At 64.2% G+C, this 13,594-nt stretch carries 12 protein-coding genes; 8 read left to right on the forward strand and 4 right to left on the reverse strand.

Annotation, left to right across the window (positions count from 1 at the left end):
• The 6 genes from QJT78_RS30365 to QJT78_RS30390 all read left to right on the forward strand — a co-directional run.
• On the forward strand, positions 1–232 hold a 232-nt coding region (locus tag QJT78_RS30365; protein WP_281460384.1), incomplete at its 5' end, for an HdeA/HdeB family chaperone.
• 736 nt (positions 233–968) lie between these two features.
• On the forward strand, positions 969–1,157 hold the full coding sequence (locus QJT78_RS30370) for a hypothetical protein (protein WP_028154499.1): 189 nt from the start codon (positions 969–971) through the stop codon (positions 1,155–1,157).
• Between the two features lie 8 nt (positions 1,158–1,165).
• Entirely contained in the window at positions 1,166–1,543 is a 378-nt protein-coding gene (locus QJT78_RS30375; RefSeq protein ID WP_155258276.1) for a hypothetical protein, read from the forward strand.
• A gap of 272 nt (positions 1,544–1,815) precedes the next feature.
• Positions 1,816–2,079, forward strand: coding sequence for a hypothetical protein (locus QJT78_RS30380; RefSeq protein ID WP_080586857.1), 264 nt, complete (start codon positions 1,816–1,818; stop codon positions 2,077–2,079).
• 110 nt (positions 2,080–2,189) lie between these two features.
• Entirely contained in the window at positions 2,190–2,450 is a 261-nt protein-coding gene (locus tag QJT78_RS30385; protein WP_080586859.1) for a hypothetical protein, read from the forward strand.
• 1,285 nt (positions 2,451–3,735) lie between these two features.
• Entirely contained in the window at positions 3,736–4,896 is a 1,161-nt protein-coding gene (locus QJT78_RS30390) for an MFS transporter (RefSeq protein ID WP_038942230.1), read from the forward strand.
• 6 nt (positions 4,897–4,902) lie between these two features.
• Here the strand turns inward: QJT78_RS30390 and QJT78_RS30395 are convergent, their stop codons facing one another.
• Positions 4,903–5,892, reverse strand: a complete 990-nt coding sequence (locus tag QJT78_RS30395) for a tripartite tricarboxylate transporter substrate binding protein (protein ID WP_038942231.1) — start codon at positions 5,890–5,892, stop codon at positions 4,903–4,905.
• A 299-nt stretch (positions 5,893–6,191) separates the two neighbouring features.
• Between QJT78_RS30395 and QJT78_RS30400 the strand changes: the two genes are divergently transcribed.
• Positions 6,192–9,032, forward strand: a complete 2,841-nt coding sequence (locus tag QJT78_RS30400; RefSeq protein WP_028149155.1) for a winged helix-turn-helix domain-containing protein — start codon at positions 6,192–6,194, stop codon at positions 9,030–9,032.
• 45 nt (positions 9,033–9,077) lie between these two features.
• Here the strand turns inward: QJT78_RS30400 and QJT78_RS30405 are convergent, their stop codons facing one another.
• From QJT78_RS30405 to QJT78_RS30415, 3 genes are all read right to left on the reverse strand, one after another.
• The gene (locus tag QJT78_RS30405; RefSeq protein ID WP_028149156.1) at positions 9,078–10,016 is read right to left on the reverse strand and encodes an aldo/keto reductase; all 939 of its coding nucleotides are present in this window, start codon (positions 10,014–10,016) and stop codon (positions 9,078–9,080) included.
• An 88-nt stretch (positions 10,017–10,104) separates the two neighbouring features.
• The gene (locus QJT78_RS30410) at positions 10,105–11,598 is read right to left on the reverse strand and encodes an MDR family MFS transporter (RefSeq protein WP_028149157.1); all 1,494 of its coding nucleotides are present in this window, start codon (positions 11,596–11,598) and stop codon (positions 10,105–10,107) included.
• Positions 11,595–12,737 carry an HlyD family secretion protein gene (locus QJT78_RS30415; RefSeq protein ID WP_028149158.1) on the reverse strand — a complete coding sequence of 381 codons (1,143 nt, stop codon included), beginning with the start codon at positions 12,735–12,737 and terminating at the stop codon, positions 11,595–11,597. Before QJT78_RS30415 ends, QJT78_RS30410 begins: the two co-directional genes overlap by 4 nt.
• Positions 12,738–12,876: 139 nt before the next feature.
• On the opposite strand from QJT78_RS30415, the gene QJT78_RS30420 reads away from it, so the two are divergent.
• Positions 12,877–13,518 carry a TetR/AcrR family transcriptional regulator gene (locus QJT78_RS30420; RefSeq protein WP_028149159.1) on the forward strand — a complete coding sequence of 214 codons (642 nt, stop codon included), beginning with the start codon at positions 12,877–12,879 and terminating at the stop codon, positions 13,516–13,518.
• The last annotated feature ends 76 nt before the right edge of the window (positions 13,519–13,594 follow it).

A 13,594-nucleotide genomic window follows, 5' to 3' on the forward strand; every position in this document is an offset into this window, starting at 1 on the left:
GGCTCAGATCAAGCTGGACATGAACAAGATCACTTGCGGAAATTGGCTAGGATACGGTTCAGCAGACCGAGATTTCGTAAGGTATTTCATGAGCGGCTACTATAACGCGGCTGCAAATAATAATGTTTTGGACTACGACCGCCTGCAAAAGAATTCCGAAAAAGTTGTCGCCTATTGCAAAAAGCACAAATCCGAAACGCTGCCAACCGCCATTCAAAAAAGCGCCAGCTAGGTTGTGGGCCCCGACGGCGGCGTCGCGGCCGGACTCTTGGCCGGCCACATTGCCACTCCTCGACCGAGAGTTGAACGGGCCACTGGAACTGCGCAACCGCCTCATTGTTGCGCGCATAACCGCGCGTGCTTCAGTACGTCTCCTTTTGTTGGCCCCTTTCGGACTCGACAGACTTGGCTGATAATGTCCGCTCACGCGGCTGAAGCGGGCATTAAACATTCGCAGTTTGCGGCCTGCTTATGGCCAATCGGCGCACACGGAATTTGTGTACCAATTCGCATAAATAAAGCCGGGATTGCGCGATTGCAAATACGCTTGCGCGGGGCCGTCGCGCGGTCCCCGCAGGAACTCGCGCCCTCCACAGGACCCTGACGACCGATTGGTCATGGCCCCGGCCCTCTTTGACTGAGCGGGCCCGGAACAGACTTGCTCGAAGAGTGTTGGTCCTGCATCACCGCCCGGTCATAGGCTCTTATCGGTGATGTGAACGCCGGTTGCGCTTCCCGCCTTCCTCTTGAAGAAAGGAGCGCGCCACGAAACGGCGTCGTTTCAAGCAACAAGTGCCGCGGCAAGATCGTCTTGCGTCATTCGCCAAGACGGCGCGCGAAGTTGCGGCGCTTCTTCCCCCCGGGGCAGAAAAAGACAAACTGCTCCGCAAGGCGTCCGGGGCCGATACGGCGGACTGGCTGAACGAAAGCTTAGGGTCAACCGCCCAGCGGCCGCCCAAAGCAACTCCATGAGGGATTATCAAGCGGCTCTTGAAAAGCTTCGGAAGGATGCTGCTGAGGCCGCGCTACTCCGCGATCTTGCCACTGTCCCGACCAAGCGGGAAATGTTCGATATGTTGGCCCTGCGTCTGACCAGCCTTGCCGATCATGTTGAGCTTGCGATGATCGAAGCTTCCAAGACGGCGAAGCGGGCGTAACGCCCTCAGTGCCTTGGTTCACACGGGCAGCGGCTCGCACCGGCAGCGCCACCGCGTCACCATCGCCAGCCGCCGCGCAACGCAAGCGCAGTTCTGTTCTTGGGACAAAAGCGCAAAATCTGCAACTTGATCGAAGCCGCGCGCTCGACCGCGCCAGCATCACGGCGCGGACAGGCGACCGACAGCGGACGGCAACCAACGGAGCATGGATGATGATGGATAAAATCCAACGCGCCATTTTAGAAAATCAAGTCATCCTTGCCGAAGCCCTGTGGATGCTCCTGCATTCGCAAGGTATCAGTTCGGACGCAACGCTTCAGAACGTCTCCGCCCGCATCAGGGCTACCCGGAAGCTGCTCGAAGAACACAGCGAGGAGAACCCTTAGCGCGGCGTCGCCTCATCACCCGTCGAGCGCGGCAGCACGTCACCGCAACGGCGACAGGCGGCCTACGGCACCGCCAAGGCCCGGCAGAAGGCCGTACAGCGCGCCGCCAGCGCCGGGCCATAGGGCGGACACCGGGAGGGGCAACAGCGCACAGACCCTCCGTTGATCTAGGTCAACGTCAGCGATCCTTTAGCGCTCATGCCATGTTCAGCCGCACCTGAGGCGGCTCCCGTCACCTTTCAGTGACGCAAGCGCGAAGAGGGAGGTCCAACATGCATCCGGAGAAGCGTCTTTCGATCAAGTCAGCGACTGTTGCCGGGATTGCTGCTAGCGCCCTGTTGGGGCTTGCAGGTGTCACGCTCAATCCAGCGCCAGCCCAGGCGGTCGTGTACTGCCAGTACGTTGAATATCCAGTGGGTTGCGTTGCCCGGGCAGGCGTCGTGCTGAGGCCTCGTCCGGTGGCGCGCGCTGCGGTCCGTCATAACGCCGGTGGCAATGCAAATGGCGGCGTCAATCGCGTTGGGGCGGGGCGGTAAAGACTTGTTTCGCGGTCACGAGCGAGAAAGAAGCCGTCACCGCTTCGTCCCGGTGGCGGCTTTTTTATCGCCCCCGGCGCGGGCGCAGGCGACCGATGCGGCATCACGGCATGAAACACACTTGGTACGTCACTTTTGAAGTGCCGCCGGATGGCACGCTGTTAAGACGGCGACATCCGCGCTTAACCAAGACGTTTGAAACCGAAGCAGAAGCGAAGGATTTTGCGCGAACCAAATTCAACGAGGGATTGGTCGTCACCGCGGGGACCATGATCCCCCACCTGCCGAGAACGTCAATCCCGTCGCCGGAAATTCCAGCGTGGCTTGAAGCTGACCAAGTAAATGAGAGCAGCGGGCCGACCAAAAAGTAATCTTTGACGACGTTGGCACGCTGCCGGGTGCAACTGCGCCTATTTGATCTAGATCAAGCGCCGGCTCTCGACCTCAGGTGCCATGCTCTGGGGCAACAGCAACCGGGAGCCTGACGATGAGTGAACGTTCGGAGCCGAAACAGGTCTGTCGTCGCAACGCACTCACTTTCCTTGGATACGCGGCCGTGTTTGGGCTTATGGCCTCGCCCGCAATTTTGGCGGTGTCAGAGGCGGAAGCTCAGACCACCACGGCGCCCGCCACGCCCACGACGCCGCCCGCAGACGCGCCGATGTCTGGGACAGAGCGCCGTCAGGAGCGGCGAAGCGGGCGAACAGAAAGGCGCCAGGAACGCCGGACCGGACGCACAGAACGGCGTCAAGACCGGCGCACAGGACGCGACGAGCGACGGGACGCGCGCGACGGCACCCCGACCACTACAACCACCACCGAGCAGAAAAAGTAGTCCGTTCATTAGGGCCAACCACGGCAACCGGGCCGCAGCGCAGGCCCGGGAAGGCCGTACAGCGCGCGCGGATCGCAGGGCCACCGCATGGGGCGCGCCGCGATCCTCAGGCCGTTCGAGCGGCTTAAGCTTCCCGAACTCCAACTCGCGCCCAACGGCAGGATGTGAAACTAGGGCCTAATAGGGCCCGGCAGGTTCGGGCGGGCCTTTCGTTAGTGCGACTAAAACCGAAATATACCTTTAGTTTCAGGTACTTTCACCGCTTTTAACCGGCCGAAAACAGCGCTTGCGGAAAGGACCACACGGTTTTGCCGTACGCACGGCCCGCCATTTCGCCGCAGTTTTTCCAACCCTGTCGACGGAGCCGGAAACTTACAGACGAGACGAACCTGACAGCGCCGCTCATCCGGCGCGAAGTTTTGGGCTCACGGAGAGCAATCCGCCCTGCCCTTGACCTCTCACGCCCGACGCTGCCGCGTCCACCGCAAGCCCGGCTCGCGACAGTGACGACACAAGATCGCCCCTCTTGGTGAGCCGGGATGGGCGACACATACGTCATTTCCGAATTTCGGTAAAGTGGAATATTCTTGCAAGCGCGGCTTGACACCGGCGCAGCTCGGAATGACCCGGTGTTTTGCCCGACGGCCGGGCCCGGCGGCGCGCTCGCGAATATCGTCCCGAACGCGACACGCCTCGGAACCCTGGTTGACGTCGCGCCGTTGTTGAGCACTATCTGCGACAATTCGAGCACGCCGCGGACATAAAGGCGCGGCAATCTCAGGGCTTGTCGATCGCCCCCGCCCTGCTTCCCCGGAGTTCCCATGCATTCTGCCGACCGGCCGGCAACGCGCCTCGCGACGCGGCTCGCCTTTCTCGTCGCGGGCTTCGGCATCGCATGCTGGGCGCCGCTTGTGCCGTTCGCAAAGACGCGGCTCGGCGTCGATGATGGCGTTCTTGGATTGCTCCTGCTCAGCCTCGGCATCGGCTCGGTCGTCGCGATGCTTCTGACCGGAGTCATGAGCGCGCGCTACGGCAGCAAGCCGATCATCATTGCGGGCGGGCTGGGTCTGGCGCTGGTGCTGCCCCTGCTGGCGATCGCAAGCTCGCCTGCAACGCTGGCGCTGGCCCTGTTCGCATTCGGCGCCGCGCTCGGCTCCATCGACGTCGCCATGAACATCCACGCGGTCGAGGTGGAGCGCGACGCGGGCAGCCCGCTGATGTCCGGCTTCCACGCGCTGTTCAGCATCGGCGGCTTCGCGGGATCAGCCTTAATGACTGCGCTGCTTTCGCTGCAACTCGGGGCGCTCGCCTGCACGCTGATCTGCTCCGTGCTGATGCTGATTGCAATGCTGGCGGCCTGGCCGCGCCTGCTTCGTTCGGTGCAGGTGCTGGACGGACCGCTCTTCGTGCTGCCGCATGGCTCCGTGCTCCTGCTGGCGCTGCTCGGCGCCATCACTTTCCTCGTCGAGGGCGCGATGCTCGATTGGGGCGCGCTGCTCGTCATCGGCGCGGGCCTCGTCACGGAGGCGCAAGGCGGGATCGGCTACATCGTGTTCTCGATCGCGATGACCGCGGGACGGCTCGGCGGCGACGCCGTCGTTGCACGCATCGGGGATCGCGCAACATTGTTCTGGGGCAGCATCATTGCGATCGCGGGCTTCGTAGTCCTGCTCAGGGCGCCCGTAGCGGCGGTCGCCATCGGCGGCTTCCTGCTGATCGGCCTCGGTGCATCGAACCTCGTGCCGGTGCTGTTCCGCCGGGCGGCGCGGCAAACGGTGATGCCGACGGGGCTCGCCGTCGCCGCAATCACGACAGCCGGCTATGCCGGCATCCTGATCGGCCCCGCCGGCGTCGGCCTCGTCGCACGCCTTGGAGGATTGCCGACTGCATTCTGGCTGCTGGCCGCGCTGATGGGTCTCGTCACGCTGTCGGCCCGCATCGTCACGGCGGAGCGGCGCCAGACAGTGCGCGCCGATGCCTGAGCGGCCTCACAAATTGCTCAGCCCGATCGACTTGATCACGGGCGCCAGGCTTGCCGTCGTCGCGTCGATGATGCGCTGGAATTTGTCGGGACTCGAATCGATGTCGGGCTCGATGCCCTGGGCACGGTAGTTTGCCTGCATCGCCGGATCGGCCATCGCGACCAGCGTCGCCTGCGCGATCCGGTCGATGATCGCATCGTCGGTGTGCCTGGGTGCGAAGATGCCGAACCAGCCCTCATAGCGGAGATCCGGCATGCCGGATTCGACCGCGGTCGGAATCCCCGGCGCGCCGCTCAACCGCTTTTCGCTGGTGACCGCCAGCAGCCTGACCTTCCCGGCCTCGCCCAGTTGCTTCAACTGGTCGGACATGACGCCGATGACGAGCGATATCTGGCCACCGGCGAGGTCGTTGGTCGCCTGCGAAATGCCCCGATACGGCACGTGGACGATGTCCAGCGCGCCGGCTTGCTGCTTGAAGGATTCGCCAACCAGATGATTGCCGGTGCCGATGCCGGGTGTCCCATAGGACAGCTTTCCCGGATTGTCCCTAGCGTAGGCGATCAGTTCACGCAGATCCGCGGCAGGCACCGACGGATGGACCGCGAAAACCAGCGCAGTGTTGATCAGGCGATAGATGGCGCGAAAATCGTCGACGGAATAGCCGGGATTTCTCGAGGTCAGGGGAATGATGACCTGCGTGCTGCCGTTGCCGAGCAGCAGCGAATAGCCGTCTGGCTCCTCGCGCGCGACCGTCGCGGCCCCGATCGCGCCGCCCGCACCGCCGATATATTCCACGAAGGTCGGCCCAAGCAGCGATGACATCTTGTCCACCCAGGGACGCCCGATCTGGTCCCCCGCTCCACCGGCTCCGTACGGAAGCACCAGACGAATGGGACGAGACGGATAATCAGCGGTTTGTCCGCTGCGCGGGATCGCCGCCAGCGCCGCTGCGCCCGATAGCGCATGGACGAATCGTCGCCGCGAGAAGGAAGCCATGCTCGAATTCCGGAAGTCGGTGGTCACTGTCGAGGCGGGACCGGCTCCCGAACCATCCAGTCTCAGCAATCTGCTACCGCCGTCAATGCGACATCCGGGTGAGAGCACCGGTGTCATCGCCCCGTCATGTCAACATAACCCATTACGTCTTAAGGGTTATTTCGGCGAACCGACCGACCCGAGCCATGCGTGCAGGACTGCCAGCTCTGCCCACTGCTTTCGGCCAGTTTACTGTACGCCTCGTTCTGATAGACCCAAAAAGTAATACATTTTGACTCCCGTTGCGGGGGCAATGGCGCGTGCCAGATCGTACCGAAGACTCGGCCATTTCCTTTGGGCCATTTCGACTATTTCCGAAGTCGCGGCTCTTGGAGAAGGAGGGCTCGCCGCTTCACGTCGGCGGCCGCGCGCTCGATATTCTGATCTTCCTCGCCGAGCGCCCCGGCGAAGTCATCGACAAGAGAGAGCTGGTCAAGCGCATCTGGGCCGACGTCAATGTCGACGAGGGCAGCCTGCGCTTCCACGTCGCTGCACTGCGCAAGGCGCTGGGCGATACCGGCAAGTCCGCCCGTTATGTCGTCAATGTGCCCGGCCGCGGCTACTGCTTTGTCGCCTCGTTCGCCCAGGCGGCCCCGCCGGCCGCTCAGCCCGCCGTGAACATCGCACCTCCCCGCTCCCTTCCCTCGCCGCTCTCGAAAATGGTCGGACGGGAGGAGATCGTCGAGAAGATATCGAACGGGCTTTCGTTGCATCGCTTCATGACGGTGGTCGGCCCCGGCGGCATCGGCAAGACCGCCGTCGCCGTCACCGTCGGGCATCGCAGATCGGCGGATTTCGGCGGGCGCGTATTCTTCGTCGACTTCGGTCCGCTGAGGGATGCCAGCCATATCGCGACCACCATCGCCTCCGCACTGGGACTGACCATCAGCGCGGAGGATCCGACGCCGGCCCTGCTGACATTCCTGAAGACCAGCCCAGCCTTGCTGATCTTCGACAGCTGCGAGCATGTGCTGGATGCGTTGGCACCGCTCGTCGAGCGCATCGTTCGCGACGCACCGCAGCTTCGCGTTCTCGCGACCAGCCGCGAGTCGTTCCGGAGCGACGGCGAAAGGATTTTCCGCCTGTTCCCGCTGGATTGCCCGCCGGAGCGCGAGGACCTGGGTGTCGCCGAGGTCCTCGCTTACCCCGCGGCCCAGCTCTTCGTCGAGCGCATTGCGCAGAGCTCGGGTCCGTTCCAGCTCAGTGCGGAAGAAGCGCCGCTCGTCGCGAGCATTTGCCGGCGTCTCGACGGCATTGCGCTCGCAATCGAGCTCGCCGCCGGCCGTGTCAATGCGTACGGTATTGCCGGCACGGCGTCGCTGCTGGACAGCCGCTTCTCGTTGCAGTGGCGGGGTCGGCGCACCGCCGTGCCACGACATCAGACGCTCGCCGCGGCGCTCGACTGGAGCTACGATCTGCTACCTCCCGCCGAGAGTGCCACGCTGCGACGCCTGTCGGTCTTTTCCGGGCCCTTCGCGCCGGAGGCGGCCGCCGCGGTGGCCGCCGGCGACGGCCTCGGCGCGTCCGAAACGCTGGAGGCGATCGACAGCCTCGTCACCAAATCGCTGATCTCGCCATCCGGCTCGCGAACGCTGCGCTATCGCCTGCTCGACACCACACGCACCTATGCGCATGGAAAGCTGAACGAGCTCGGTGAAACCAGTCAGTTCGCGCGCCGTCATGCAGAGCATTTCCGCGACTTCTTCGAGCGCGCGGAGGCCGATACATCGACGCCGCTGCCGGAATGGCTGAGCATCTATGGCGCGGAGCTGGACAATGTGCGCGCCGCATTGAACTGGGCCTTCGGGCCCGACGGCGACGCTGCACTCGGAATCGCGCTGACGGCGGCTGCCGTCACGCTATGGGTCCGCCTGTCCCTGTTCGCCGAATGCCGCGAGCGCGCCAAGACGGCGCTCACCGCGCTCGGCGACAGCGGCCGCGACGATCGCATTCGCATGCAACTCCTGTCGGCGCTCGGCTGGTCGCTGATGTATGGCGAGGGTCGCGCCCGCGAGGCACGTCCGATCCTCGAGACGACCCTGGAGCTGGCTGACAGGCTCGACGACAAGGACTTCCGGCTGCGCGCGCTCTGGGGCTTGTGCATCGACCAGTTCAACAACGGACAGTTCGGCAAGGCCCGTGCGCTCGCCGACCGGTTTGCGAATGCAGCGGCGAACTCGTCGGACAGGACCGATCTCATGCTGGGCGACCGCCTGATGGCGGTGGCGCTGCATTATCTCGGCGATCAGAACGACGCACGGCTGCGCATCGAGCGCGTTAACGCGTCGCTGCACGTGCTGGCGGAGAAGCCGAAGATCTTCCCGCTCGACCTCAGGATATCGACGCAATATTTCCGGGCCCGCATCCTGTGGCTTCAGGGCCTCGCCGATCAGGCCCAGGCGCTCGCCGCCCGAAACATCGAGGAAGGCCGTGCCAACGGCCACGCGCTGACTTTCTGCAGCGTGCTGGGGCAAGCCGCCTGCCCGATCGCCTTCTGGTCCGGCGATTTCGAGGCCGCGGAGCGCCACGGCGCCGAGCTGCTCGAACACACCGAGCGCCACGCCATCCGGCTGTGGGGCCTGTGGGCACGGGCCTTCAACGCGGCGGTCGTCGTAAGGCGTGGCGACGTCGCGACCGGCCTGCCGCTGCTGCGCGAAGAGCTCAATCGCGCCGGCGATGCGCGTTTCCTGCCGCGCTTTCTTCCGCTGCTCGGCGAACTTGCCGCGTGTTCCGGCGAGGCCCACCAGGTCGACCGTGGCCTCGACGTGATCGAGGACGTCCTGACCCGCTGCAACGACCGGCAGGAGCTGTGGTATCTGCCGGAACTGTTGCGCATCAAGGGCGAATTGTTGCTCAAGAGCCCGCGGCATGCGGGCGACGCCGAGGCGCGCTTTCGCGAGGCCATGGACATTGCCAACCAGCAGGGCGCGCGGTTCTGGGAGCTGCGTGGCGCGATCAGCCTTGCGCGGTTCATGATCGGAGCCGGCCAGAGTCCAGAGGCCCTGGCAGTTCTCGAACATGCATGCGGGTCGTTCAGCGAGGGCGCCGGCATCGCCGATATCCGCAGCGCGCGCGATTTGATCGCGCAACTCCGGACTTGACGAGGCCGGCCGAAGGCCTGCGGCCTTCGCACTGCGCCGCTCGCTTCATCCTGCCCGCGGAATAAAGCCCGGCACGCCGGTCTCGACCACTGTGTTGAACCGGACATTCGTCGTGATGTGGTCCCGCATCTCCCGCATGGCGTCTGCAGGCAGCGTCGAAATATCGAAGTTTTCCTCGATCCGCCGAGGATTGGTCGAGGTCGTCAGGAAAGCCGTGCCGCGCTGGACGGCCCAGGCCAGGGCGACCTGAGCCGGCGTCTTGTGCAGGCGCTCCGCGATAGCGGTGATCACGGGGTCAGCGAGGAGGTTCGGCTTCATGGCGTGTCCCAGCGCGGCAAACGCCTGCAGGACAATTCCATGCTCCCGACAGAAGTCGAGCAGCTCCCATTCGGGCAGGTACGGATGCGATTCGACCTGCACCATGACAGGCCTGATCCGCGCGACCTCGACGATCTCGCGCAGCTTCTCCAAGGTAATGTCCGACAAGCCGATCGACTTGCAGTGCCCCTCGTCGACGAGGCGCTCCAGCGCCCCCCATGTCTCCGCCAACGTCACGCCTGAATCGTAGATCACATGGCCACTCTCGTCCCTCGGGTCCTGCTCGTCGCCGGGTTGAAAGGCGAAGGGGGTATGGATGATGTAGCAGTCGATCTCGTCGACTTGCAGCCGCCGGCGGCTGGCGTCGAAGGCAGGCCTGACCCGCTCCGGCCGATGATTGGTGTTCCATAGCTTCGTCGTAACGAACAGGTCCTGGCGACGAAGCGTGCCCGCCTTGAACGCATCCTGCATCGCGTCGCCGACGGCCGCTTCGTTGCGATAGCGCTCGGCACAATCGAGATGTCGAAATCCGGCCTCCAATGCAGCCCTGGTGGCCTGCCTCGTCACGAGCGGATCCGGAATGAGCGTGCCAAATCCGACTGCGGGAATCGTCACGGCTTCATGCGTGGGAATTCTCGTGTAACGAAGTGAATCGGAGGTCGTCATGGTGATACTCCTTGTTGACTGCTGGCCGCGCGATGCGGACGAAGCGAGCGAAGTTGCGGACACAACGTCATTTCACGACTCTCCGGCGTTAGCCGGCGGGCCGCGGCTTACGAAGAAAGAACACCAGCGGGATCACCACGAGCATGACGAACATCAGAATCTCGAACTGATCGATGACCGCGACCGTGGCCGCCTGGCGCGTGACCATGCCGTTGAGGGCGGCAAGGCCTGGCTTCCCGATCGGGCCCGCAGCATTCGCCGCGACACGATAAGGCGTGAGATGCTTGGCGAGCGCCATATGCACGGCCTGGGTGTTGGCATAGAAGAACAGCTGGACCACCGCGATGCCGATGGTGCTGCCGTAAAGGCGCGACAGGTTGATCAGCGCACTGCCTTCAGGGCGAAGCTTCGGATCGAGCGTTCCGAACGCGGCCCTCACCAGCGCCGGCAACAACATGCCGAGACCAGCGCCCTGGAGGAAACCTGCTTCGACGACCGGCCGCCAATCCATCGCCGGCGAATAGCCGAGCATCAGCCAGTTGGCATAGACCACCAGCGCCATGCCCCCCATGAGGAACGGCCGGTAGTTGACCTGTCCCGGAACCAGGCTGGTCAGCACCAGCGCGCCCACCAGCGCCACGCCGCGTGGAATGCTCATGTAGCCGGTGGTGTCGACAGGGTAGTTGAGCAACTCCTCCAGCATCGGGGACGTCAACGCCAATGTCGGCAGCAGGACGAAGCCGAGCGCAAAGGAGATCACCGTCGAGAGGACGAGATTGCGATCCCTGAACAGCGCCGTGCGGAGAAAATGTTCCTTCTTCGTCAGAACGTGCACGATGAAGAGATAGAAGCCCAGGACCGAAGCGATCGCTTCGACCCAGATCTCCGTCGAGGCGAACCATTCGAGGCGCTCGCCGCGATCCAGCAGCATCTGCAGCCCGATCATGCCGGCGGAGAAGGTCGCCAGGCCGAAGACATCGAAGGGCTGGCTGCGCTCTGCCCGCTTCTCGCCCAGCAACAGGGCCATCGTCAGGGCGATGAAGGCCGTCATGGGCAGGCTGACATAGAAGATCGACGGCCAGCCGTAATATTCGCTGAGCCAGCCACCAAGAGCGGGACCGGTGCTGATGCCGAGCAGCGAGCAGACCGTCAATGCCAGGCCCATGCGCGCTTGTCGCGCCGCCGGCGTCGCCTCCAACAGAATCGCCAATGAGAGCGGCGCAAGTGGTCCGCTCGCCGCGCCCTGGAGAATCCGCGCCAGCACGAACTGGATCGACGTCGTCGCCAGCGTGTCGAGGACAAGACCAAGCGTGAAGACGGCAAGGGCTGCCTGATAGACCGCCTTGCGGCCATAGCGTCCCGCGAGCCATTGCGTGATCGACATGGTCACGGCGCTTGCAGCGATATACGAGGAGAACACCCAGCCGACCTCGTCATTGGCCATCGAGAGCGTGGCCTGGATGTGCGGCAGCGCGGCATTCGGGATCGAAATGTTGACGGCCTGCATGTAGGTCGCAATCAGGGCGGCCGCCGAGATTGCATGATGACCGCCGGTCGCGGTCGATGGGAGGGGCGTGCTCATTTGACCTCCGTCGCAAGCGCAGGCTGGAGCAGATGCAGCCAGTTGCGACGATGGCCGGTGTCGACCCGCGCCGTCACGCTGATGCCGGAGAACAGTGGCCGGGTCGAATCGGGATCGTCGAGCTCGAGGCGCACCGGCAGCCGCTGGACGACCTTGACCCAATTCCCGGTCGCATTCTCCGGCGGCAGGATCGAGAAGTCCGACCCGGTGCCGGGACTCATGCTGACGATATGCGCCTTGAATTTTCGATCCGGATAGGCGTCGACGTCGATCGTCGCCTCCTGGCCCGGCCGCATGTGGGTCAGGCCCGTCTCACGAAAATTCGCCTCGATCCAGACGTCCCGGCTCGACATCAGTGAGAACGTGGGCGCGCCTGCGTTGACGAAACCGCCGATCTGCAGATCGTCGACCTTGGTGACGATACCGTCGTCGGGAGCCCTCACCGTGGCGTAGGAGAGATCGAGCCGCGCGCGATCGAGCTGCGCCCGGGCCGCGCGGACTGTCGGATGGCGGTCGACATCGATGTCGGGGTCGCCGTTGAGCGCGACGACCGTATTGGCGATCTGCTGTTCGATCGATGCCATCCGATGGCGCGCGACCTTCAGATCGGTCTCGGCCCGCTCGTAGACCGCACGCGGTGTGAAGTCGGAGGCGACCAGCATCCTCTTGCGGTCGAACTCGCGCTCGTCGAAAGAGGCCGAGTCCTTCGCCGATTGCAGTTCCGCCTGCTGCTGGCGGTAGGTCGCCTTGAGGGAGTCGATCTGGAGCCGCGCGCTGCCGAGCCGGGCCTCGGCCTGATCGACGGCGATCTGGTAGGGCTCCGCGTCAATTCGAAACAGGACCTGGCCCTGCCGGACGCGCTCGTTGTCGCGAACGGCGATCTCGACCGCCTGGCCGGACACCCGCGCGTTGATGGTGACTTTCGCGGCGCGCACGAACGCATCGTCGGTCGAGACGTATTGTTCCTGCGCCAGATACATGAAGGCGCCGAACGCGGCAGCCGCGGCCGGCACCACGAGCATCAGGGGCCGGCGCAGCCGCCTGGCAAGATCCGCGCCGAACAACAGCGCCGTAGCCTCGCTCCCGCGGAAGCTGCGATCGCCCAACCAGCCGGCCATTGGCGCAAAGTTCAAACCCATCGTCCTCGTCCTTATCTCATTTACTAACGCTCGCTACAAATATTGTACCCCGATGCGGCGATCAAGCCGCGCGGCCATTGATTTTTATAACGATCCATACAAATATACGTGTGAAACATGGCAACCAGGTTCGGACGACATGGCACGGAAAAAGAGCGAGGCGGGACCGGCGCGCCGGGGACGGCCACCCGCCTACGACACTGAGACGGCCCTCAAGCGGGCCACGGAAACGTTCTGGAGGACGGGCTATTCCGGCACGCCCCTGGACAAGGTCGCGGCCGCGACCGGCATGAGTCCACCGAGCCTCTACGCGGTGTTCGGCAACAAGCACGCGCTCTATCTCGAGGCGTTGGCGCGCTATTGGGAGATCAGCCTCGCGGCAACGCGTGAGGCTCTCGCAGGGGACCATCCCTTGGACGAAGCGCTGATGCTGGCCTATGACGCGGCGCTGTCGATCTACTTTTCCGGCAAGGGATCAGCGCGCGGCTGCTTCGTGGTCGGTACCGCGGTGACCGAAGTCGCCGAGGATGCAGCGATCCGGAGCAGCGTTGCGACGGGACTGCGGGCAATCGATGCCGATTTCGAGGCCCGCTTTCGCCTGGCGCAGGACAAGGGCGAGCTGGATCGCGAGGCCGATCCGGCTGCACTTGCGATCCTTGCCGCCGCCACGATGCAGACGATCGCCATCCGCGCCCGCGCCGGCGCACGCCGCGCCGATCTGAGGGAGATTGCCCGCAAGGCGGTGACTGTGATCTGCCGACGCCGGCCGGAAGCGCGTTGAGCCGCGAGGAATTCTCGTGATCGTACGATGAGGGGAGTTCGCACATTTTCACTCCTCGTCAAAAAGCCCTCGGCGG

The organism is Bradyrhizobium sp. Mp27 (genome assembly GCF_029953005.1).
Lineage (GTDB): Bacteria > Pseudomonadota > Alphaproteobacteria > Rhizobiales > Xanthobacteraceae > Bradyrhizobium > Bradyrhizobium barranii.

Excerpts from the sequence above, each read along its gene's own strand:
- QJT78_RS30370 (WP_028154499.1), top strand. The coding sequence starts at position 969 with ATGAGGGATTATCAAGCGGCTCTTGAAAAGCTTCGGAAGGATGCTGCT.
- QJT78_RS30380 (WP_080586857.1), top strand. The coding sequence starts at position 1,816 with ATGCATCCGGAGAAGCGTCTTTCGATCAAGTCAGCGACTGTTGCCGGG.
- QJT78_RS30385 (WP_080586859.1), top strand. The coding sequence starts at position 2,190 with ATGAAACACACTTGGTACGTCACTTTTGAAGTGCCGCCGGATGGCACG.
- QJT78_RS30390 (WP_038942230.1), top strand. The coding sequence starts at position 3,736 with ATGCATTCTGCCGACCGGCCGGCAACGCGCCTCGCGACGCGGCTCGCC.
- QJT78_RS30395 (WP_038942231.1), bottom strand. The coding sequence starts at position 5,892 with ATGGCTTCCTTCTCGCGGCGACGATTCGTCCATGCGCTATCGGGCGCA.
- QJT78_RS30405 (WP_028149156.1), bottom strand. The coding sequence starts at position 10,016 with ATGACGACCTCCGATTCACTTCGTTACACGAGAATTCCCACGCATGAA.
- QJT78_RS30410 (WP_028149157.1), bottom strand. The coding sequence starts at position 11,598 with ATGAGCACGCCCCTCCCATCGACCGCGACCGGCGGTCATCATGCAATC.
- QJT78_RS30415 (WP_028149158.1), bottom strand. The coding sequence starts at position 12,737 with ATGGGTTTGAACTTTGCGCCAATGGCCGGCTGGTTGGGCGATCGCAGC.
- QJT78_RS30420 (WP_028149159.1), top strand. The coding sequence starts at position 12,877 with ATGGCACGGAAAAAGAGCGAGGCGGGACCGGCGCGCCGGGGACGGCCA.